The sequence below is a fragment of the Maribacter spongiae genome (assembly GCF_047345125.1).
GTDB lineage: Bacteria > Bacteroidota > Bacteroidia > Flavobacteriales > Flavobacteriaceae > Maribacter.
Genome location: NZ_JBLFEQ010000001.1, coordinates 305,139 through 327,165, shown reverse-complemented (window position 1 = coordinate 327,165; position 22,027 = coordinate 305,139). Strand labels below are relative to the sequence as shown.

The 22,027-nt window shown below is 39.3% G+C and carries 21 protein-coding genes; 12 read left to right on the top strand and 9 right to left on the bottom strand.

The features are described 5' to 3' along the window. Positions 1–281 precede the first annotated feature (281 nt). Complete coding sequence (locus ACKWB9_RS01505; RefSeq protein ID WP_414001209.1) at positions 282–938, bottom strand: carbohydrate-binding family 9-like protein; 657 nt, start codon at positions 936–938, stop codon at positions 282–284. A gap of 1,015 nt (positions 939–1,953) precedes the next feature. Beyond that, positions 1,954–2,946 carry a type I glyceraldehyde-3-phosphate dehydrogenase gene (gene gap, locus ACKWB9_RS01500; RefSeq protein WP_414001208.1) on the bottom strand — a complete coding sequence of 331 codons (993 nt, stop codon included), beginning with the start codon at positions 2,944–2,946 and terminating at the stop codon, positions 1,954–1,956. Between the two features lie 196 nt (positions 2,947–3,142). Here gap and ACKWB9_RS01495 point away from each other — a divergent pair, with 196 nt between their 5' ends. The 4 genes from ACKWB9_RS01495 (at position 3,143) to ACKWB9_RS01480 (ending at position 6,144) form a co-directional block, all read left to right on the top strand. Beyond that, positions 3,143–3,760, top strand: a complete 618-nt coding sequence (locus ACKWB9_RS01495; RefSeq protein ID WP_414001207.1) for a TIGR04282 family arsenosugar biosynthesis glycosyltransferase — start codon at positions 3,143–3,145, stop codon at positions 3,758–3,760. A gap of 1 nt (position 3,761) precedes the next feature. Next, complete coding sequence (locus ACKWB9_RS01490) at positions 3,762–4,577, top strand: purine-nucleoside phosphorylase (protein WP_414001206.1); 816 nt, start codon at positions 3,762–3,764, stop codon at positions 4,575–4,577. An 84-nt stretch (positions 4,578–4,661) separates the two neighbouring features. Continuing rightward, positions 4,662–5,432, top strand: coding sequence for a DUF547 domain-containing protein (locus ACKWB9_RS01485; RefSeq protein WP_414001205.1), 771 nt, complete (start codon positions 4,662–4,664; stop codon positions 5,430–5,432). Then, complete coding sequence (locus tag ACKWB9_RS01480) at positions 5,404–6,144, top strand: TIGR04283 family arsenosugar biosynthesis glycosyltransferase (protein ID WP_414001204.1); 741 nt, start codon at positions 5,404–5,406, stop codon at positions 6,142–6,144. Before ACKWB9_RS01485 ends, ACKWB9_RS01480 begins: the two co-directional genes overlap by 29 nt. Here ACKWB9_RS01480 and ACKWB9_RS01475 read toward each other — a convergent pair. The 7 genes from ACKWB9_RS01475 to ACKWB9_RS01445 form a co-directional block, all read right to left on the bottom strand. Then, positions 6,126–7,163, bottom strand: coding sequence for an N-acetylmuramoyl-L-alanine amidase family protein (locus ACKWB9_RS01475; protein WP_414001203.1), 1,038 nt, complete (start codon positions 7,161–7,163; stop codon positions 6,126–6,128). The genes ACKWB9_RS01480 and ACKWB9_RS01475 overlap by 19 nt on opposite strands. 52 nt (positions 7,164–7,215) lie before the next feature. Then, positions 7,216–8,154, bottom strand: coding sequence for a hypothetical protein (locus ACKWB9_RS01470; RefSeq protein ID WP_414001202.1), 939 nt, complete (start codon positions 8,152–8,154; stop codon positions 7,216–7,218). 28 nt (positions 8,155–8,182) lie between these two features. Continuing rightward, positions 8,183–9,448 (bottom strand): POTRA domain-containing protein, encoded by a 1,266-nt coding sequence (locus ACKWB9_RS01465; RefSeq protein ID WP_414001201.1) that lies wholly within the window; start codon positions 9,446–9,448, stop codon positions 8,183–8,185. A 68-nt stretch (positions 9,449–9,516) separates the two neighbouring features. Beyond that, positions 9,517–10,236, bottom strand: a complete 720-nt coding sequence (locus ACKWB9_RS01460) for a hypothetical protein (protein WP_414001200.1) — start codon at positions 10,234–10,236, stop codon at positions 9,517–9,519. Further along, positions 10,233–11,240, bottom strand: a complete 1,008-nt coding sequence (locus ACKWB9_RS01455; protein ID WP_414001199.1) for a glycoside hydrolase family 113 — start codon at positions 11,238–11,240, stop codon at positions 10,233–10,235. Before ACKWB9_RS01455 ends, ACKWB9_RS01460 begins: the two co-directional genes overlap by 4 nt. A gap of 47 nt (positions 11,241–11,287) precedes the next feature. After that, the gene (locus tag ACKWB9_RS01450) at positions 11,288–12,193 is read right to left on the bottom strand and encodes a hypothetical protein (protein WP_414001198.1); all 906 of its coding nucleotides are present in this window, start codon (positions 12,191–12,193) and stop codon (positions 11,288–11,290) included. 27 nt (positions 12,194–12,220) lie between these two features. Further along, the gene (locus ACKWB9_RS01445) at positions 12,221–12,934 is read right to left on the bottom strand and encodes a DUF547 domain-containing protein (protein ID WP_414001197.1); all 714 of its coding nucleotides are present in this window, start codon (positions 12,932–12,934) and stop codon (positions 12,221–12,223) included. A gap of 277 nt (positions 12,935–13,211) precedes the next feature. Between ACKWB9_RS01445 and ACKWB9_RS01440 the strand changes: the two genes are divergently transcribed. The 8 genes from ACKWB9_RS01440 (at position 13,212) to ACKWB9_RS01405 (ending at position 22,011) form a co-directional block, all read left to right on the top strand. Beyond that, positions 13,212–14,561 carry an NAD(P)/FAD-dependent oxidoreductase gene (locus tag ACKWB9_RS01440; RefSeq protein WP_414001196.1) on the top strand — a complete coding sequence of 450 codons (1,350 nt, stop codon included), beginning with the start codon at positions 13,212–13,214 and terminating at the stop codon, positions 14,559–14,561. Between the two features lie 77 nt (positions 14,562–14,638). Then, positions 14,639–16,219 carry a 4Fe-4S binding protein gene (locus ACKWB9_RS01435; RefSeq protein WP_414001195.1) on the top strand — a complete coding sequence of 527 codons (1,581 nt, stop codon included), beginning with the start codon at positions 14,639–14,641 and terminating at the stop codon, positions 16,217–16,219. Between the two features lie 124 nt (positions 16,220–16,343). Further along, positions 16,344–16,829 carry a toxin-antitoxin system YwqK family antitoxin gene (locus ACKWB9_RS01430; protein ID WP_414001194.1) on the top strand — a complete coding sequence of 162 codons (486 nt, stop codon included), beginning with the start codon at positions 16,344–16,346 and terminating at the stop codon, positions 16,827–16,829. Further along, complete coding sequence (locus ACKWB9_RS01425; RefSeq protein WP_414001193.1) at positions 16,829–17,518, top strand: glycosyltransferase family 2 protein; 690 nt, start codon at positions 16,829–16,831, stop codon at positions 17,516–17,518. Before ACKWB9_RS01430 ends, ACKWB9_RS01425 begins: the two co-directional genes overlap by 1 nt. Before the next feature lies 1 nt (position 17,519). After that, positions 17,520–19,004 carry a cellulose synthase family protein gene (locus tag ACKWB9_RS01420; protein WP_414001192.1) on the top strand — a complete coding sequence of 495 codons (1,485 nt, stop codon included), beginning with the start codon at positions 17,520–17,522 and terminating at the stop codon, positions 19,002–19,004. A gap of 18 nt (positions 19,005–19,022) precedes the next feature. After that, entirely contained in the window at positions 19,023–19,643 is a 621-nt protein-coding gene (locus tag ACKWB9_RS01415; RefSeq protein ID WP_414001191.1) for a thioredoxin family protein, read from the top strand. Positions 19,644–19,832: 189 nt separating this feature from the next. After that, on the top strand, positions 19,833–21,161 hold the full coding sequence (locus ACKWB9_RS01410) for a mannosyltransferase (RefSeq protein ID WP_414001190.1): 1,329 nt from the start codon (positions 19,833–19,835) through the stop codon (positions 21,159–21,161). A gap of 235 nt (positions 21,162–21,396) precedes the next feature. Then, a complete protein-coding gene (locus tag ACKWB9_RS01405) occupies positions 21,397–22,011 on the top strand; it encodes a GNAT family N-acetyltransferase (protein ID WP_414001189.1) in 615 nt (204 codons plus the stop codon). Positions 22,012–22,027 lie beyond the last annotated feature (16 nt).

Here is a 22,027-nt window from a genome sequence, read left to right as displayed (position 1 = left end):
TTCAGAAATTGATAAATGACATCAAAAAAATCCGAAGCACTTTTGATATTAATTTTATGCTTCCGGGCATTTATTCGGACAGCATAGATCGGTTTTACTAAATCTATAACCTTAACTCTCTAAAAACAAAAGATTTAGACAGAAGAGTAGCTTAAGGTAGCTGTTCAACGGTATTTAACCCATCAGGGCAATTTATAATCCTTATCGATCGATCAAATCAATTGTTGAAAGTTGAGCCTTACGATGTTTTTTATTCCGATCAGGGATGGTGAATCCTAAGATTATTCAAATATCAGTTCACCGAAGAATTCGGGACGATGAAAATCCGGCTTTTTCGTATCTATTGGATTCCAACTCAAATAATGCGGTGTAGAAGTAGCGTCACCGCATTTATAAAAATTGGCCCTGGATTTTAGCCCTTTCAACTTAATTCCCGGGTCATGTGCAAGGATTTCAACCGGAAGAACAATAGTGACCTCCCATTTGTGCCCCCCCTTCTTTTCAACAAAAGAATTTTTCCCCAAAGACGACCCTACCTTTACAAGGTGTTCTATGGTTTTTGGAGTAATATATTCACGTTCTTTTCTTTGAGGGCCATAGGCCAAAAGGGTCGTGCCGATGCAATTGAATTCAAAATTGTAGTAGTTTCCGTCTCCCAATGGGTCAAAAAAGAATTCAACACAACTGTCCATGGAAACTAATTGGTTCGTCCGTGTTTTTTCGGCCAAAACAGTCTCTTCTTCCACAATATATTTTAGCCATATCTGATTGTTGTTATGGGCCATCTTAAAATGCACTTGAGGTTTATATGGGAAATTTTTCCAATTTATTTTCTCTATACTATGGGTTTCCACTTGCTCGTCCAACAGTTGAGAGACCTTTTGAAGGTCTGCAAGTCCTTCATATTCAATTTCCTTTACGACAAGTATCTTGTTCATATGGGTCGTTTTGATATTGCAGGAAGTAATTACACTCCATATTAAAAAATAGTATAGCCTTTTCTTCCACATGGGCAAAATTGAAATATCTCTTCTAAAATACAAAATGCTCTTTTACAATAATTGAAAGTTAATCTTATTTGGCCCATGCGGCTTTATCTTCTTGCTTTTAGAATTTAAAAACCGAAGCGTTCGGGGAATACTGGATAATATATTCTTTCCGTTATTCAAACCAAAAAAGAAACCGTCATGCCCTTTACCAATTTTGGTAACAATACAAGGTTCGTAAGCGTGAACTAAATACGAGCAAGTGCATAACGGCTTGGTTGAAAACACACTTCCATGAAGATTTGCAGGAAGACATCTACACATATCATTGTCGATGCCCCATAGATTTTAGAAAACCTTGAATATAATTTTAAAAATATAGGTTCAGTAGATGAAACCTTTAACCACTTGAAAAGGGAATATCGAAAGATATTTTGCGAAGGTTGTAAAATCACCTACAGAGAGGGCAAAACCAAGATTTATATAACAAGGGTATTTGATACCAGACAACATCCGAGAAAAAACAAATAGGCTACAAGAAACAATAGTCCTTTCAAGTCACATTATTGTGTTCCATTTTTTTCCTTCCTTATGCCATCCACAAGGCAATTTTCACCATTTACATCTTTTTTTCTACAATTAATGAAAATATAAAACTTTTAAGTATTCGTTTTCAGTACTTTAGAAAAATAAATCAAAAATCTCAACCAAGAACAAATACATTTTACGATGAACACTTTAGAAGAAAAAATGGGCTATATTTTTTGGTATGCAATGATCGCTTTTTCCGTATGCCTGCTTATCAATAACATTTATCATTATATTTTTTAAAGACTATAAACCCTGGGCTTTTTAGGAAATCGTCAAAGCCTTTATGCCCAACGGTTTCTCATTTTTCCAAATACAAATGATACTAAAAAGGGCTTCATAAAAATATATAAAGCCCTTGTTTTTACGTGAACCGGTTTTATCCTTTTATTTCGAGAATCTGCCGTATCATTTGATTGGTAAACCCCCATTCGTTATCATACCAGGTCATTACCTTTAATAAATCACCATCTACCACTCGGGTCATTGCCAAATCTACTGTTGAGGCATACGGACTTTTGATGATATCCGAAGAGACTATGGGTTCATGGGTAGTGTCCAAAACTTTCGCATAACGTTCCGTTTGGGCTTCTTCTTCAAGAATTTGATTTACCTCCTCAGGTGTAACCGACCTTTCCGTCACAAAGGTCAAATCGGATATGGATCCCACTGGAACGGGAACCCGTATGGCAACACCATCAAATTTCCCTGCATATTCCGGCATGGCTTTGGTCGTGGCAATCGCTGCCCCCGTTGTGGTCGGTATCAGGTTCTGGGCACCTGCCCGGCCCATTCTAAAGTTCTTTTTTGAAGGTGCATCTACCATGCCCTGGGAAGCCGTATAGGCATGCACAGTAGTCATGATCGCTTTCTTGATCCCCACCCTACGCCCTAAAATCTCAACGACCGGACTAATATTGTTCGTAGTGCAACTGGCACAAGAAAAAACACTGGTATTCCCATCCTGATTATTTACCCCATGTACTATTGTTGGTGTATCTACACTTTTGGTAGGAGCGGAAATAATCACCGTTTTTGCCCCTGCACTTACATGTCTCTCCGCATCTTCGCCCGTAGTAAAAACCCCTGTACTCTCGATCACCAGATCTACATTGTACGCTGCCCACGGCAGATCTTCTGGGTTTCTATGGGAAGAATAATGAATTTTCCGCCCATCTACGTTTAAGGTGTCCGCTTCATGGGAAACCTCTTTTTCATAAACCCCGTAAACGGTATCATATTTTAATAAATATGCCGTGTTTTCTATGGAAACGATATCATTCACCGCTACTACTTCAAGCCCGGGGGTTTCATTGATCACTTTTAAAGCAGCACGTCCAATACGACCCATTCCGTTAATTCCGATTTTCATTTTGATGTTCTTAGATTATTATGTTTTTAAGTACTATTGGTCTGAAAACCACTCATTAAATTACAAAAGAAAAAAGAAGGTGGACCTATTTACGATAGTATATAAATTAGAACGAAAAAGTACATATTTTTGGTAAGTATTGAAGTGCTACCTTGACCAATGCGCAAAAAGGCATCGCACATTAAAATATAAACTATTGAACAAAAAAAAAGACAGCTTACTCTTAATCTTTACCCGCAACCCGGAACTTGGAAAGTGCAAGACACGCTTAGGGGCCACAATTGGTGATTCCGCAGCCTTGGAAGTTTATAAATTCCTTCTGGACCATACTGTTAAAATAACCGCAGACCTGTATGCCAAAAAAGTAGTTTATTATTCGAAAGAGATTTGGGAAAATGATATTTGGGACAACGCAAGGTTTGAAAAACGCCTACAACAAGGAGCCGATCTTGGGGAACGTATGGAAAATGCCTTTTGGGATGGCTTTGAACGGGGTTTTGAAAAAATTATCATTATAGGGAGTGATATATTCGATTTGACCCTCAATGATTTGGAAAACGCTTTCGAGGCCCTGGATCAAAACGATTTTGTAGTGGGCCCGGCACAGGATGGCGGATATTACCTCTTGGGAATGAAAAAACTGAAAACGGTGCTTTTTAAAAATAAGGACTGGGGCAATGAAACCGTTCTTGAAAGTACCCTGAACGATTTACAACATGAAAAATATAAGCTCTTAGAGGAGCGAAACGATATTGACCATTATGAGGACATTAAGGATAATGTAATCTTTGATCCTTTTTTAAAACATATGTAGAATGACAGAAAAACAGCTCCAAGAATCCGTAAGTTATCTAACAAATAAGGGATTTGACAAACCCGAAATTGGTATTGTCCTTGGCACGGGACTTGGCAAATTGGTACATGAAATCAAAAATCCCGTAGAAGCACATTACAATAATATTCCGTTTTTTCCATTGGCCACGGTAGAATTTCATACGGGAAAGTTGATCTTTGGTTCCATTGCGGATAAAAAAGTGGTCGTCATGCAGGGACGGTTCCATTTGTACGAAGGCTATGATTTTCTGGACATTACCTATCCTATCCGGGTTATGCATATGCTCGGGATAAAAAGGCTTTTTATATCCAATGCGGCGGGAGCCATAAATCTAAATTTTAAAAAAGGGGATATGATGTTGATCGAAGATCATCTTAATCTTCAGGGTGGCTCTCCTTTGGCCTTTAAAAATGTGGCCGATTTTGGCGAACGCTTTGCCGATATGTCCGAACCCTATAATCCGGATATGCGTCAAAAGCTAATACAAATTGCCAAAAAATATGATATATCCCTCCAAAAAGGGGTTTATGCCTCGGTAGTAGGGCCCCAGCTGGAAACGAAAGCGGAATACCGAATGCTAAAAATTCTTGGTGCGGATGCCGTAGGTATGAGCACGGTTCCCGAGGTTATTGTAGCAAATCATTTAGGGTTGCCCGTCATAGCTGTTTCCGTGTTGACGGACGAGTGCGATCCGGACAATTTGGAACCGGTTAACATTGCGGAAATCATAGCCATTGCCGGAACGACCGAACCTAAAATGGTAACCTTGTTCAAGGAACTCATAAAATCCCTATAATACCAACAAATTGTACTAAAAGGAATTTTAAAGTTGTAAGCTTTTCCAATACCGACCTACTCATTGGATTACAATAGCTTATTAATGCGTTTAACTATTATGGTAAAAATAACGGCAATTTCATTCTCATTGATCCTAGGTCTCTATTTTCTTCTTAGAAACGGTGACTTACCGGAATCTGAATTTAAAGGTTATGAACATGCGGGGAACATAGATCATTCTCCCTGGAATACTTTATTGGGAAAATACGTGGATACCGATGGAGACGTTGATTATTCAGGTTTTAAAAAAGATAAAAAGGCACTTCAGGATTATTTGGATTACCTGTCCGCTAACGAACCTGTCAATAGTTGGTCCAAGAAAACCGGTTTGGCCTATTACATTAATTTATACAATGCGGCAACGGTCCTTTTAATATTGGAGAACCACCCTTTGAGTAGTATCAAGGATATTAGCAGCCCCTGGGGCAAAGACCGCGTCTCCATCGGTTCAAAAAAATACTCGCTTGGTGCTATAGAACACAAGGTACTCAGAAAAATGAACGAGCCCCGGATTCATTTTGCCATTAATTGCGCTTCCTATTCCTGTCCAAAATTATTGAACGAAGCTTATACAGCCCATACGCTAGAAGCTCAGTTACAAAAGGCTACAAAAGATTTTATAAACGATACAAAAAGAAATAAGATTACAGGAGATGCGCTTCAATTGTCCAATATTTTCAAATGGTACAAAAAAGACTTCACGGAAAATGGTTCACTAATAGATTATATAAATCCGTACACTCAAATTAACATAAGTCCAAAAGCGGATATCGATTATTTAAAATATGATTGGAGCCTTAATGAAATTAAATAGCCCTAAAATAAGTATCATAATTCCGGTGCTGAACGAGGCCGATTATATTGGTAAAATCATTCAATACCTAAAGATAAACAGTTCGCCTCAAAATATACAAGAGATTCTAATTGTGGATGGGGGCAGTACGGACAATACCGTTAATGTAGTACTTGATACCGGTGTATCTGTCTTGCATTCCGAAAAGGGAAGGGCAAAACAATTAAATCTTGGGGCCAAATATGCACAAGGGGAAATTCTTTATTTTTTGCATGTAGATACCCTGCCTCCCCGAAATTTTGATGAGAATATTATTCAAGGCGTATTGGAGGGAAACCATATGGGCTGTTTTAAAATGAAATTTGATAGTAACAGTCTTTTTTTAAGGTTTTTTGCCTGGTTTAGCCGTGTAAACCACAAACTCTGCCGCGGAGGGGATCAATCACTTTTTTTGACCAAGCGGTTGTTTGAAAAATCAGGAGGGTTTAACGAGGACTATATAGTGTACGAGGACAATGAATTCATCAACAGACTGTACAAATTAGGCCCGTTTAAAGTTTTGCCCAGGCATGTCAAGACCTCGGCCCGTAGGTATGAAGAAAGGGGGACGATACCATTACAGTGCCATTTTGGGATGATTCATTTAAAGCATTATTTAGGTGCGGCTCCTGACGATTTGCATCAATATTATCTTAAGCATATTGCCGTGCGGTCTTACTCCAATTCTTCGTAGTCCAAAAGGACCCCTTCGGATATCCATTTGGCCATAGCTTGCCTATTGTCCGGTTCCAAAATTCGCTTTTGATCTTTTTTGTTCTGGATATTCCCGATCTCGATATACGTCATGGCAGGATGGGTCTTCCTTACCAAATACAGGTCTGTACGATCCTGAAAAGTTCCCGTATAAGTTCTATTGGGTTGGTACTTTTTGTATTTTTCCCTAAAGGTCGTATGTATACTTTCCGCTAATTTTTTCCCGTTTTTACTTTTTTCATGATGATAAAAGAAGACATCTATGTTCTGCCCTACCTTTCTGCTGTCTATATGGGTCACGATAAGACGTTGATATTTTCCCTTATTTTTTTTGTATAGTCCGTTTACGATTTCTACACGCTGCCTTAAACGTCGTATTTGGTTCAGGGGAATGGCCTTGTCCGGATACGCTACTTCGTCCCTATCAATTTCTAAAATACGCTCGTCCCGTATTCCATCGTCCTCGTCCCTAATAATGATATAGACCATGGCTCCATGTGCCAAAAGCTCTTTTGCCAACCGTAACGTAATGTCATAGGCATACTCATCCTCGGCCAATGAAGCTCCCGCATAATGCGCCATGGCTCCTGGATCCGGCCCACCGTGTCCGGATACCAAATAGTATACCGCACCCTTTAAACGCTTACTTTTAGCATACACAGCTTCGTGATCTTCTCCGAAAATGGGAAAGGTCTTACGCTCAATTTCCTTTATTTCCTTAGGCTGTTCTTGAATGGAATCCACAATGGAAACGGTATGCCGTTCTATCCTTGGCACCAGATATGGTTTTCCTTCATAGAGATGGACGCTATCCCTGAGGTTATCAAGATTTAAAGAAATAAACAGGTCATAATATTCATAGGGATTTACCCCTTGCCTGCGCAATAAAGATAATATCCCGTCCCCTTTTTCAGCGGTAACCGTACGTAGCGAATCTTGTGCCAAAAGACCAAGACTTGAAAAAAGGACAAGGATTATATGTGTGAAAAATTTTGGCATTGCAGAAATCAAAAAACAAAATTCGTGCCGAATATTCCTTTAAAAAATGTAATCATCGATCTTCAAAATCCAATTTGGAATAGTCCAGAAGTATCCCTTTTGTAATCATTAACGGCAACCTTTCTTTACTGGTTTTCATACGAATGTCACTTTTGGTAATTTCAGAAATATCATTAATAGCAATGGTAGTGACCGGCGGTAAAATGTTTCTGGCAAAAAAGATACTTGCTTCATCTTTAAACGGAACACCGTTATTTTTTGCACTCCTTTTGCCCAACGTATTCTTAGTGAGTATCTCCCGCAGGTTTGCGGCCAACTTTTCCCCCTCTTTGCTTTGTTCGTAATGGCGGACGGACAATGTATAATTCTTATTGTTCATATTTTGATCTTGAATGACCAAAACACGTTGGTATGCACCATTATGCGTTAAGTATTTTTTATTGATGATGGTCGCAAATTCTCCCAACCTGTATTTTTTTTGAGCTTCCAACGGTATTGTTTCCAAACCGTCTTCCAAAATATAGGCCCTGGCCCCTTTTAAAAGCAGTTCCCTTGCCATTTTAACCAAATTCCGATCCCCTTCCTTCTTTGGGGTTTCCACGGTAGGGTTCTTAAAATGGATTAAATAATAAACCGTGTTTTGTAGCGTACTGTCCTTCAGCACCATTTTATTAAGTTCCCGATCAAAGATGGGGTGTTCCTTTCCGGTATCTATATTAATGCGTATCCCCATTTTTTTAAACGAATCGGGGGCATCTGGCAAAATATATGTTTTACCGACGATCAATTCGCTGGCATTACGGATATTTTCAGGATTCAATTTCAAGAATTCCCCATAATATTTAATAGGATCTATACCCGATTTTCGCAAAATGGAAAATATACCGTCTCCCTGCTGCGCCACCGTTGTGGAAAGTGAATCTTGACTACATAAAAACTTAGGGGAAAGGAGAAGAAAAACAAGCGCAAAGAATCCCAACCGTGTAGTCATAAAAATCTATTTATGCCTACAAAGATGCTTAAAAATATTGTCCGATACCAAAAACAATTCCTCGATCTCCGTCTTTTGTAATGCCGTAACCATAATCTATTCTAAAAATAGCATTAAAAATACGTTTATGAATAAATCGCAACCCAACACCGGGATAGATCCTAATATTCTGATTGTCACCAAAATCCCCAAAATCACCTCCCGGATTTCGCCAAGAACCACCGTCTATAAAAACATTACTCTGCAAAACAAACCAATCCTTATCAATAAGCGTATGCCTATACTCCGTATTAAGAATAATGGCTCCCGTGCCCCGATCGATAATATTTCCTACACCCCTAATATTCAGGTTATTGTCAACGGTAAAGGGCGCAAAAGGGGTATCTACGTTGCTGGCCAAGCCCAAGCGGAGCCTGCTCGCCCAATTGCCCCTTTCCCCTACCCGAAAAAAATAGGCAAAATCATTAAAGCCGATCCAAAAGTCCGGAAGGTTCGCATCCGAACTTCCCACATATTGCAGGTTCAAAGAACTTCTGAAACCGGATAGGTATTGATAAAAATAATTTATGCCATCAAAATTATAAATAAGTTTAAAAAGGTGTTTATCTACTTTTAACGCCTGGGGTACATTAGGATTAGTGGCTCCGAACAAATAGCTATAATCTTCCGTAAAAAAGCTGGTTCCCAGAGCAATTCTGTTCTTAAAGTTTATTTCATAAAGCCCCAAGACCTCCACGGCTTCATTATTATAACGGTAATCCGCTTCGCCCTCATCTAAAAAAACAGGCTCTTGTGTTGTAATATCATGATAATTTATGGCCAGTCCCAATTTGCTGGAGAATAAATAGGGAGCCTGTATGCTTAGGCCGTAGGAGTTGAAAATATCATATTGATAAAAACCGCCCAATGTTATGTTCCTGCCCAAAAGATTAAATTCCTGCAGGCCGACCCGAAAAGCAAAATCATCATTGGAAGAACTAAAAAGATTGGCAAAGGGTATTAAAGTAAAGTTTTCTTCTATATTATAAAAGACATTATGTCCGCCATCCTTGGATGGAAAGACCTGATAATAGGCATGTGCCACCGAAGGGAGCCTTTTTAACCGGGTCATATCCCGCTCCATAAGGGTGGAGTCCAGGAGCATGTCCGGTTTCAGTTCCACTATTTTTTTAATGAAGGATGGTTTTGTTCTTTTTGTACCCTGTATTTTAATATCGACCACGGTACCTTCCTGGGCCAAGGACAATGAACTCTGTAATACAATCACAAATAAGAAGAGAATTCTTGAGGTCATTTACCATGATTTAATAGTCAAAAATAAGATATACGGATAACGAATGTATCACAAAAACGCCATTAACTTTAATCGGGACTAAAATCAAGTGCTGAAAATAGATTGACCCAATTATCTTCACTCACCGCCAAAAGTGTAAATCCGTACCTCTCGTTGGAATTTAATCCTGAAGGAATGCCCGGGGTAATGTTCAATACCACGTTGTCCAATTCATAAAATTGAAATGTCCTGTCAAAAGTATAAGTGCCCGATATCAAATTATTATCGGCATCCGTTACTACCTGAAAGTATATTTTGGTGTCATCGTACAACCCATCCTCCCACCTGAAAACCGGAGTGGTCGTATTGGATGTTATGGCTACATTCGTGGAAAGGTATTCCGTAGGTTTGCTTTGGTCTTTAATGCGAATGGGGTTGGACACATGCACTTTCCCATCTTCTTCAAAACTTACGATTACCCATTTTTCCGTGGTTATGGCTACTTCAAACTTTTTCAAAAATCCGTTAAAAACGTCCAATAAAGGGGCTTCTACCAAGGAATATCCATCAAAATCGTTTTTGTCGCTATTGCCGTTGTTCGCTTCATAATATCGTATATTGGTAGCACCTTCCCTGGGGTATAAAAAAACGCTGACCAAATTATCGTTCTCGTTACTGGCCGCACAGGCAATTACATTGTCTAAAACAACCTCTTTGCCGAAAACAAAAGACGCTAACGTATTCCTCTCTTCCAGATCATTGGAACATCCAAAAAGGATCATCCCCGCAAAAACCAGTACTTTTTTCAATGTTCGTACATTTTATAATGGTCTACAATAATCTGTTGTGCCGGTTTATTCTGCGGTGTAAACCTGTTGTCATTTTCCCCGCCGGATTTTTCATGTTGTATAAACCATTTCCAAACGTAGCCTCCGGCAAACCAGGTTTCGTTCCAAAAGGTTTCAAAAATGGCCTTAGTAGCATTTGCCTGGGCTTTTAGGTTTACATTTTCATCATTCCTATCCACCAACCATGGCTTTTTTGCCGTATAATCCATGCTTCGGTAACCAAATTCGGTAAAAAGTACCGGTTTGTTATTCGTTTTTGATATTTCGGCTATTTTCTCCTTCCACGGTTTCCAACCCTCTTTCAATTCTTCCACTGATGGCATGGTCGATTCCGACAAGGGAAAATAAGCATCGATTCCTATATAATCCAATTCGCCCCAAAATGGAGTCCGCTTATATTCATCCCAATTGGCCGCATAGGTCAATTTCCCCTTATAGATCGTTCTGATACGCTGTATCAGGTCTTTCCAATATTCCGGTCTATTTTCCACAAACTTTTCCAATTCCGTACCTATACACAGTACAGGGATTTTAGTTTCTTCCGCCAATGCGGCATAGGTCAATATGAACTTGTCATATGTTTCTTCCAATTGTTTCCATTCTGCTTCGGAATTCATTACGATCGTTCCCGTAAACTCCCCTCTCCAGACCCATATCTGGGGTTTGAGCATTACGGCAATACCGTTTTTTTTCAACAGCTTTATATATTGTTTGGCCCCTCTTTTGGTCTCCCCGAACCATTGGCGGTCCGTATCAAAAATAATTTGGGGAGAATTAATATCCCTTATAAATCCAAAGGGCATAATCGCTGCGCTATTGGCATATACCTTAATGACCTCATCCACATGATTTTGAGCAATCTTTTCCCTAGAAGCTACAACACTTACCCCATTTATTTTTTTCTGTGCTTCCCCGGTACAGGAAAATTGGATAAGGCTTAAAAAAAGGAGTCCTATTTTTTTCATATTGAATAATTATGGGACTCCCAATTTAAGGCTTTTATGTACTTTTCTTAAAAAATACCTCGTAATCCTATGTTAAAGGTTTGTCCAAGACCCGTATTTGAACCCCTCACAAAATTGGTGTACAGGAATTCCAGGTTCAACGGTTGTGATAATTGGAATTTGACCCCACCTCCTACAGCGGTAAAATTCTGTTTAAAATCATTGCCCAGATCCAAACGCTGGGAGTGTTGTACCAATCCTAAAATAGTAAAGTTGGAAGTCGGGAAATAGCTCAAGAACAATCCTGGATTGATATTTAAACTGTTGTTGGCAAAACTTCCTTCTATACTATCAAAATTAGCATCCTGGACTAAATCCTTACCAAAGTTAAACTCCGAAGTAAGTTCTGTAAACAACTGCCATTTATCACCTGGGAACGTATAATCATAAAAGAGGCGATTTTGCCACACAAAACCATCCTGCTCTAAGAAAACCCCGGTCTCCGTCTCATTATCGATCAATGGAATAAATAAGGAACTCTGAATAGAAAAGTTACTGAGCGATGCGATCGGGACAAATTTTATGGAAGGTGCTATGGCCGTAAGACCGGAACGGGCCGTTCCTTCCTCGCCATCAAATTTAAACACGTCCAATGCATCCCTATCCGAAACCACGTTGGAACGCAATCTGGCGATAAATCCTAAATTGATCCTTTTATTTTGTCCAACACCGGTATAAAATTCAAAGGTGGAAGTAAAAAAGGTCTGCCGTGGTTCGTCACCATCCGTAAAGGTACTTTTGGTCTGGGTATATAGGTTATTGAACCATTTTAAATCTACCTGCCCTTTCCCGACCAATTTAGAAGGCGTGTATTGTTGAATATTACTTTTTTGTTGCAAACTGTCCTGCGCCAAACCTGTAAAAAAGGTCAATAAGGTTCCTGCAAGAAATAAATTTCTTTGTAAAGATTTCATTTTCAAGTTTTTAAAGTTATTGTTGTTTTATTTGACCTCGTTCAAAGTCCAGTCATAAGGGTAATAGGAAACCTTACTCTTTTCAGATAATTTTTCCTTTTTATATATATTTAGATAATCCACTAAATTCTTGCCATTTTGTGTGAAATCACCTTTATACCATTCAAATATTTGGGATACTTTCACCTTGTTTTTGTTCACCTTAATAAAATTGGGATTATTAATGGCCTTTACGGTTTGCTGTTGTAGTTGTGCATCTAACGTATTTGGTTTGTAGGCCGAAGCAATGATGGGAGGGCATCCCAAACCGGCACATACCAGAACAAAGTGAAAACGGGATTCCGAAGGAAAGTTTCCCCGTAACAACTTGTTCTCAATATCGTTTAAGGTAATGTTCTCTCCACCAACTTCATGTTTCTTCTTATCAAAAAACCCGGCTACGTCCAATGGTGATTTTAATGGGTAATTGTTTACAATCCCATTAATGACCAATAAGTTATATGTATTGATCCAAAAGGCTTGATAGGTATTTTCATCCGATGTTGAAACGGTAATATCCTTCGCTTTTTTCAATAATTCATGCAAGGGTGCTGGATCGGCCTTTATATCGGTATAGGCTACTCGCCCATTGGTTACGTTCGCCTTAAAGAAACGATCGGCCTTTAAAAAATATTCTTGGGTATTCTGCGCTTGTACAAAAACAAGGCTTGTTAAGAATATAAGTGTAATTGCTTTTTTCATTTGTTGTTATTTATTGATTTTCAGTCGTCTCAAACTTTCCGTTAGGTCGAAAGCATTTTAACAACCCTACAACCAAACCATATTTTTTATGATTTTTTTAAGATATTGGGCCATCCCATTTTAATCTTTACCTATAATAGTAATCGAGCTTTTTTAACGAAGTAAAATTCTGGTTAATTTATTACAGATCGGTCACAAATTTATATTCTTTCTAAATAAAAAAACTTGTTAAGGTATTATCTTTAGCAACGACACAACAACCACCAATACATAATTCATGGAACATATCGTCATCATAGGTAATGGAATCTCTGGAGTGACCGTTGCACGACATATTAGAAAACTCTCCGATAAAAAAATAACCATAATTTCAGCAGAAACAGATTATTTCTTTTCTCGCACTGCACTCATGTACGTATATATGGGACACATGAAATTTGAACATACACAACCTTATGAAAACTGGTTCTGGAAAAAGAACCGCATAGATCTGATCAAAGCATACGTGGAAAAAGTGGATACCGGGGCAAAAAAACTCCAACTTTCAGATGGCCGATCCGTAACCTATGACAAATTGGTCATAGCAACAGGTTCCAAATCCAACAAGTTTGGATGGCCCGGACAGGATTTGGACGGTGTTCAAGGTCTATATTCCAAACAAGACTTGGACAATCTGGAAAAGAACGCCCCGGATAAGGACACTTGCAAAAGAGCTGTTATTGTCGGAGGTGGCCTAATCGGTATAGAAATGGCGGAAATGCTAAGAAGCCGGGATATTCCGGTTACCTTTTTGGTAAGGGAAAGTAGTTTTTGGAACGGGGTGTTACCGGAAGGAGAATCCGCCATGATCAACGAACACATTTTAGAACACCATATAGATTTACGCCTAGGTGCCAATTTAAAGGAAATCCTGGCCGATGAAAATGGAAAGGCCCGTGCCATAGTCGTTCAGGAAACCGGAGAGGAAATTGCCTGCGATGTTGTGGGGCTCACGGCAGGCGTATCCCCCAATATAGATTTTTTAAGGGAATCGGGTATTGAGCTAGGCAGGGGCGTTAAGGTGAATCGGATGTTGGAGACAAGTGCAAAAGATGTGTATGCCATAGGGGATTGTGCCGAACAACATGAAGCTATTGGTAGCAGAAGACCTATAGAAGCCGTTTGGTATACAGGGCGTATGATGGGCGAAACACTGGCACAGACTCTTTGTGGCAACCCAACGGAATACAAGCCGGGGCATTGGTTTAACTCCGCCAAATTCTTGGATATGGAATACCAAACCTACGGTTGGGTGTTTAGTGATCAGAACAAGAAAAATCATGAAGAGCATTTTCACTGGCGGCATGTTTCAGAAAAAATATGCATAACAATAGCTTTTCATAAAGAGACGAAATTATTCTTGGGAATCAACACTTTTGGTATCCGTATGCGTCATGAAATATTTGATAAATGGTTAACGGAAGGGCGTACCGTGGATTATATTATGGAGCATTTAAAAGATGCCAACTTTGATCCCGAGTTCTATACCCCGCATGAAAATGATGTTGTTGCCAAATACAATTCCGAATATGGAGCGAACATTTCCCCCAAGAAAAAAAGCTGGCAACGAATATTCGCAAAAGCATAATTAAATCATCGTACCCTAAAGCCGGTTTGTCATAGGGCAAGTTTTAGGGAATATATTATATAAATGATAGTAAAAAAATGAAAACAATAAAGAACATAGGATTAATAATCTTTTTAGCAGGTCTGGCAATTTTCACTGCCTTACCGGTCATTGGCACTTTTAAGGTAACTTCAGAAGTTTTTCAGGAGTTCGTAGCCCAAAAAGGTGTAAAAAGTGACTTGTTCATAGCCGATATAGAACAAAATGTAGTGGGTAAAAGTTTTGATGGCATGCTATCCTTTGCCCCTAACATCACAAAAGCTCTGGAAACGGCCAATGCCCAACATCGCAAAAACAAAGAATATAAAAAGATCATCTATACCAAGCCGCACGATATGGCGGCAGAACTGGGAAAAAAAGCAGGTAATGGTTTTATCGTAGAAAACAAAGGCCTTATGTGGTTCCTAACCTTTGGGCTAGGAATTATCGGCGCATTGCTATTTATTATTCCCAATGTAGTTTTATTAGGTCAAAAAGGAATTAAGAACGACGGTATATATCATGAGAAAAGCACCAATAAAGGATGGATAGCCTGGTTGGTATTCATCTTTTTGGTCGGTTTTTATTTAATCCTCTATTTTAGATCTGAGTATGCCGTTAACTGGACCTATCTGGTGGACCCCATTAGCGAGGGTTTAAGTGGTAACCCGGCCGGGCATTGGTTCGTATACGGCTTTATGTATTGTGTGGTCATGACCGTTATGGCGGTACGCATGTACATAAAATACAGGCATAATATGTACCAGATGGTACGTACGACTTCCGTGTTGTTTTTTCAGATCGTATTCGCATTCCTAATTCCAGAGATTATGGTACGGTTACAAATGCCGTATTATGATTTTAAAAACGCATTTCCGTTAGATTATGATTTTTTCTTTCAATGGAATTTAAAATCACTCATAAATAGCGGAGGTATCGGAATGTTTATTTTAGTCTGGGGAATCGTACTTACCCTCGTAATAGTTCCCGTAATGGTCTATTTTTTTGGAAAAAGGTGGTATTGCTCCTGGGTATGCGGTTGTGGAGGACTCGCGGAAACCTTGGGAGACCCCTACAGACAACATTCCAGCAAATCCTTATTTTCGTGGAAAGTAGAACGTTGGTTGATTCACGGTGTCTTGGTATTTGCCGTGGTTATGACCGGAATGACACTTTACAGTTTCTTTTCCGAAACGGGGACCGTACTTGGTTTCAAGACCTCCGGTGTTCAAAATACCTATAGCCTTATGATAGGTTCTGTTTTTGCAGGGGTTATCGGTACCGGATTCTATCCCATTTTTGGGAATCGGGTATGGTGCAGGTTTGGTTGCCCATTGGCCGCCTATTTAGGTTTTGTACAACGTTTCAAGTCCCGTTTTAGAATTACCACAAACGGAGGGCAGTGTATCTCCTGTGGCAACTGTTCCACCTATTGTGAGCAGGGTATAGACGTAAGGGCCTATGCCCAAAAGGGAGAGAACATAGTACGGTCCAGCTGCGTAGGCTGTGGTGTCTGTTCCGCGGTATGCCCCAGGGGAGTACTCAAATTGGAAAACGGCCCCGAGAAAGGACGTATTAACCCTACCCAGGTCTTATTGGGCAATGATGTTGATTTAATGGATTTAGTGAACAACAAATAAAATTGTAATCAACAAGCCCAGATCGGTGTAGAAACAATTAATCGCCCATTGAAAAAGAATAATACATGAACGTCATTACCGTACTTAACTCCTTAGGTCAAATGATTAAACCAAAGAACAATACATGTCGATAAAAATTCTTTTCCTATTTTCTTTTCTGTTCGTGGTTACGGCTCCCACAAATGAAGATAAAACATACCAAAAAACCTATTACGACAATGGAAAATTACGATCCGAAGGGTGGGTAAGGTTCAATATAAAGACAGATTATTGGAAATTCTATCACAAAAACGGTCACATTTCGGCACAAGGCCATTACGCCTACGATAAACGTGAAAAATACTGGTATTTTTACGATGAAAACAGTGTTCGCACCCAAGAAGGTCATTATAAAAATGGAGAGAAAATAAATTGGTGGCTCTTTTATGACAAACAAGGGCGCATAAACCATAAATGCCAATTGAACAAAGGCGTTAAGAACGGATATTGTTTGAAGTATAAAAACGAAAAATTAACGTCTGCGGAAAAATATAGTGATGGTAAGAAGATTAAGGAATGGACAAATTTTGTCGATTTTAAGCGAGAAAACAGTTTATCCGATCTAAAATAATGGTGGATATCAAAGTAATTATTCCGGCCTTTAATGAAGCGGATTCCATTGAGCAGGTCATTAAGGAGCTTCCCGATAGCGTATCCGAAATAATTGTCGTCAATAATGCCTCATCGGACAAGACGGCTCAAAACGCCCAAAATGCAGGGGCTACGGTACTTACTGAAAACAGAAAAGGTTATGGCTATGCCTGCCTCTGTGGTTTGGATCATGTAGCCGGACAATCCAAAACACCGGATATTATCGTATTTATTGACGGGGACTACTCCGACTATCCGGAAGAATTGGATAAAATAGTAGCTCCCATTTTGCAGGACGGTCTTGATTTTGTTGTTGGGGCCAGAAGAAAAAATTTACGGGAAGAAGGGTCTATGACCCCCCAACAGGTCTTTGGGAATTGGTTGGCCACATCTTTAATGCGATTGCTCTTTAGAGCAAAGTTTACGGATTTAGGACCGTTTAGAGCCATTAAATACGAAAAGCTCAAGGCATTGAAAATGGAGGACAAGACCTATGGGTGGACGGTAGAGATGCAATTGAAAGTTTTGTTAAAAAAAATGACATATACCGAAGTACCAGTACGTTACAAAAAAAGAATTGGTATTTCAAAAGTATCCGGTACGGTAAAAGGTAGTATATTAGCCGGCATAAAAATACTAGGTTGGATTTTTAAATATAGCTTAAAATAATATGGCACTAACAGTCTCTTACATTATCATTGCGATTTATAGTATATCGTTAGTACTGATTTTCTTTTACAGCTTGGCACAATTGAATCTTTTGATCAATTATCTGGGTCAAAAAAGGCAAAACCGGACCGCTCCAAAATTCAATCTATTAGACCCCAAGGAAATTCCTTATGTGACCATCCAACTTCCCGTTTACAATGAGGAATATGTAATGGAACGGCTTTTGGAAAATATTTCTAAAATAGAATATCCAAAAAGCAAATTGGAAATTCAGGTATTGGACGATTCCACGGACGATTCAGTAGAAGTAACGGCAAAAAGGATCGTGGAACTGAAAGAAACCGGTTTGGACATTCAGCATATCCGCAGGGAAAATCGTATAGGTTTTAAGGCAGGGGCCCTAAAAGACGGACTTAAAATAGCCAAAGGGGATTTCATCGCCATATTCGATGCCGATTTCCTACCCTCTTCAGATTGGTTAAAGAAGACCGTTATTTATTTTAAAGATGAAGAAATTGGCGTGGTACAGACCCGTTGGGGTCATATTAACCGTGAATATTCTACGCTTACAAGAATACAGGCATTTGCCCTGGATGCCCACTTTACCTTAGAACAGGTAGGCAGAAATACCAAAGGACACTTTATCAACTTTAACGGTACTGCCGGTATTTGGCGTAAAGAATGTATTTTGGATGCCGGTAATTGGGAAGGGGATACCTTGACCGAAGATTTGGACCTGAGCTACCGTGCCCAACTAAAGGATTGGAAATTCAAATATTTGGAAGATGTAGAAACACCTGCCGAACTTCCGGTAGTTATAAGTGCGGCACGTTCACAACAGTTTCGATGGAACAAAGGCGGTGCGGAAAACTTTAGAAAAACCGTCTGGAGCGTTATCACCGCCAAGAACATATCCTTTAAGACCAAATTTCATGGCGTAATGCATTTGCTGAACAGTTCCATGTTCCTTTGCGTTTTTATTGTAGCCCTATTGAGCATTCCCATGTTGTACATCAAAAATACATATGGCCATTTGGGATGGGTTTATGAAGCAACCAGCTTCTTTATCATAAGCACCATTATCCTCTTCATCTGTTATTGGTTTACGTATAAAAGCATACAGGGAAGTGGTTTTGACAATTTTGTGGATTATATCAAGCTCTTCTTTACCTTTTTTTCGGTAGCACTCGGTTTCTCCCTGCACAATTCCATTGCCGTTTTAGAAGGCCACATGGGCAAGCGCAGTGAATTTGTACGTACCCCAAAATTCAATATCAGCAACCTTACGGAAAGCTGGAAGGGCAACAAGTATTTGGCCAAAAAACTTTCTCCCAATATGATTCTGGAATTCGCCCTAATGGTCTATTTCCTATTTGGAATGTACAGTGCGATACCCTTGGACGATTTTGGGTTGTTCCCGTTCCACTTTATGTTGTTTCTAGGCTTTGGCTTTGTGTTCTTTAAATCCTTGACCGCAAGGGCATAAATGCTCCTTTTCCAATAAATGAACGGCACGCTAAGAATAGTACTGAATACCATACTGGTCCTTTTTACATTTAGTGGAATTTATTTGGCCAATGCAACGGTCAGGAGGTTTGGGCTTTTATTGCTCATTATCGTTACCGGAACTTTTCTATTTAATTTCATTAAGCAAAAAAAGCTAGCTATTCCCTATTATTTTATAGGTTTTATCGCCAGTAGTTTTATCCTTTTTAAAGCGGTGGTCTTTTTGATCTATGCCGAGCGGGAAAGAAGCAAGTTCGATATTCCTACAGCTGTGGTTTTTGAAACCCTTGATTTTGACGCATCCCTTTCAAAGGCAAAAACTATGGAGAAATTTGTTTTTATAGATTTTTATGCCAGTTGGTGCGGTCCTTGCCTAAAATTCACCAAAAACGTTTTGACCGATGCCGATGTGGGAACACATTTGAACAGTACTTTCATCAACCTAAAATACGATGCGGAAAAAGGAGAAGGCAGGATAATCGCCAAACGCTATGGCATAAAATCATATCCCACACTCCTTATTGTTGATGGGGACGGAAATGAGATAGAAAGAGCGGCCCGCGGTAAGGCCCCAACAAAAGCTACCGTTATAGCATTGTCCGAGAAATATTCCCAATAGGGGCGTATCCAAAAACAATCGGTCTGGTACCTCAAACCAGGCGAAAGGAGGACAAATACCAACAGGTAAAATATCCGAAAAATAAATAAATATAGGCCTTGCGGTTTTTAGACTTCTAGAACTCCTAAAGAAGTATTATTTTTTGTTTCTTAGTAAAAATTTACGATCCGTACATTGCCGACAAAACTAATGTCCTATTGGAAACTGCACCAGTACCCACTTCTTTTTGTTTTGGGCTCGCTGCTCCTTTATGCCGATTTTGCCCACAATCTGGACCGAACGGATTTCTTGAAATTTCTTGCACTTTTTTCGGCTTTATTTTTTCTGTGTTTTAAATTGATTCGGTTTGAAAAATGGAATTTCAGATTTTTGCTGATAGCGGGAATTTTGTTCAGGTTGGTTTTTTTAAGTACCGCACCCAACCTTTCCCAAGATTACTTTCGTTTTATATGGGACGGCGAAGTTATCCTTGCCGGAATAAACCCCTATCTATTTGCGCCGGACACGCTCATGGAACAAGGGAGTTTAGCCCTGGCCAATATGGAAACCCTACATACCCATATGGGCTCTTTAAGTGCCCGGCATTTTAGTAATTATCCGCCATTAAATCAAATTTTGTTCGCTGTTGCCGCATTTTTCGGTGGAAAGAGTATCTGGGGAAGCATCATGGTCATGCGGGGTTTTATGCTACTGTCCGATCTGGGCGTCTATTATTTTGGGAGAAAGCTCTTAAAAGAAATGAACCTGTCTCCCTACTTGATATTCTGGTATTTTTTAAATCCGCTGGTGATTATAGAGCTTACCGGGAACCTTCATTTTGAAGGGGTCATGCTCTTCTTTTTCGTATGGGCGATCTATTTACTTGCCATCAAAAAATGGCAATGGGCAGCCGTAATCTTAGCCTGTTCCATTTCGGTAAAATTAGTTCCTTTATTGTTTCTTCCCCTTTTCATAAAACATTTGGGGTTAAGGAAAAGTATTCTTTTTTATGTGCTTATAGGGGCTACGTGCTTATTGCTATTTGCTCCATTCTACACCTCGGAATTTATTCAAAACTATTCCAAGACGATCGGCCTGTGGTTTTCCAACTTTGAATTTAATGCAGGCCTGTACAATGTCATAAAAAAGTTAGCGGTGCAGTTTGATGCAAAACCCTGGGAGTTGATCAAAACCTATGGCAAAATCACACCCTATATAACCATACTGATCGTATTGCTCTTCACATTCTTTAGACGCAATCAAAAACTCCCCATATTACTTTCTTCCATGTTTTGGATACTGACCTTGTATTATTTCATGTCCGCAACGGTGCATCCGTGGTATATTATTTTTCTGATCGTTTTAGGCATTTACACACAATTTCGCTTCCCCTTATTGTGGTCCGCAACTATTGTTTTAAGCTATTTTGCGTACTCCCAATCGGATTTCAAGGAAAATCTATGCCTTCTCACTATTGAATATTTATCAGTTTATGCCTTTATGATTTATGAAATCATTGCCCATCGTAACAAAACATGAAGTTTTTGTAAAAAATTTTACACTTTCTAGGCCAGTTCCACAAAATTTGTACTTTTGATTCATCATGAACGTACAGAACAACATATTAACTTCTTTGGGCATTGCTCCTCTTCGTCCGTTCGTGCGTCGCCGTCGCCCGTAAGGGTACTGCTATTCTATTGGAAATAGGTGCGTCCATTTCCGCAAAATCCACAGAGACATTTCAAAATTCAATATCCATTAAAAACATTTAGCAATGGAAATCATTGTTGCTAACGGGTCACATCTTAAATACGCAAGGATTATAAGCGATACCATTACGGAATCCGCAAAAGTACGTGGTACGGGAATCGCTCAGCGAACACCTGAATATATTGCCAAAAGGTTGGAAAACGGCAACGCCGTTATTGCCCTGGACGGCGATACTTTTGCAGGTTTCTGTTATATAGAAGTCTGGGGCAACAAAGATTTTGTTGCCAACTCGGGTTTGATCGTACATCCCAGGTTTAGAAATCAGGGATTGGCCAAAAAAATCAAGAAAGCAATTTTTGAACTTTCCAAAGAAAAATTCCCCCAGGCAAAGATCTTTGGTATCACAACCGGTCTGCCCGTAATGAAAATGAATTATGAATTGGGTTATAAGCCCGTGACTTTTTCTGAATTGACCGACGATCCCGATTTCTGGAAAGGGTGTCAGACCTGTAAAAATATTGACATCCTTACCCGAACGGAACGGAAGATGTGCCTTTGTACCGGAATGTTATATGATCCCAAGGCCCAAAAGAAAAAAAAGGATAAAATAAACGGTAAGGCCTTTAAAAGATTAAAAAGTATAAAAGAAAGTTTGTTTTTAAAGAAAAATAGAAAATAGATAAAAGTGGAACGTT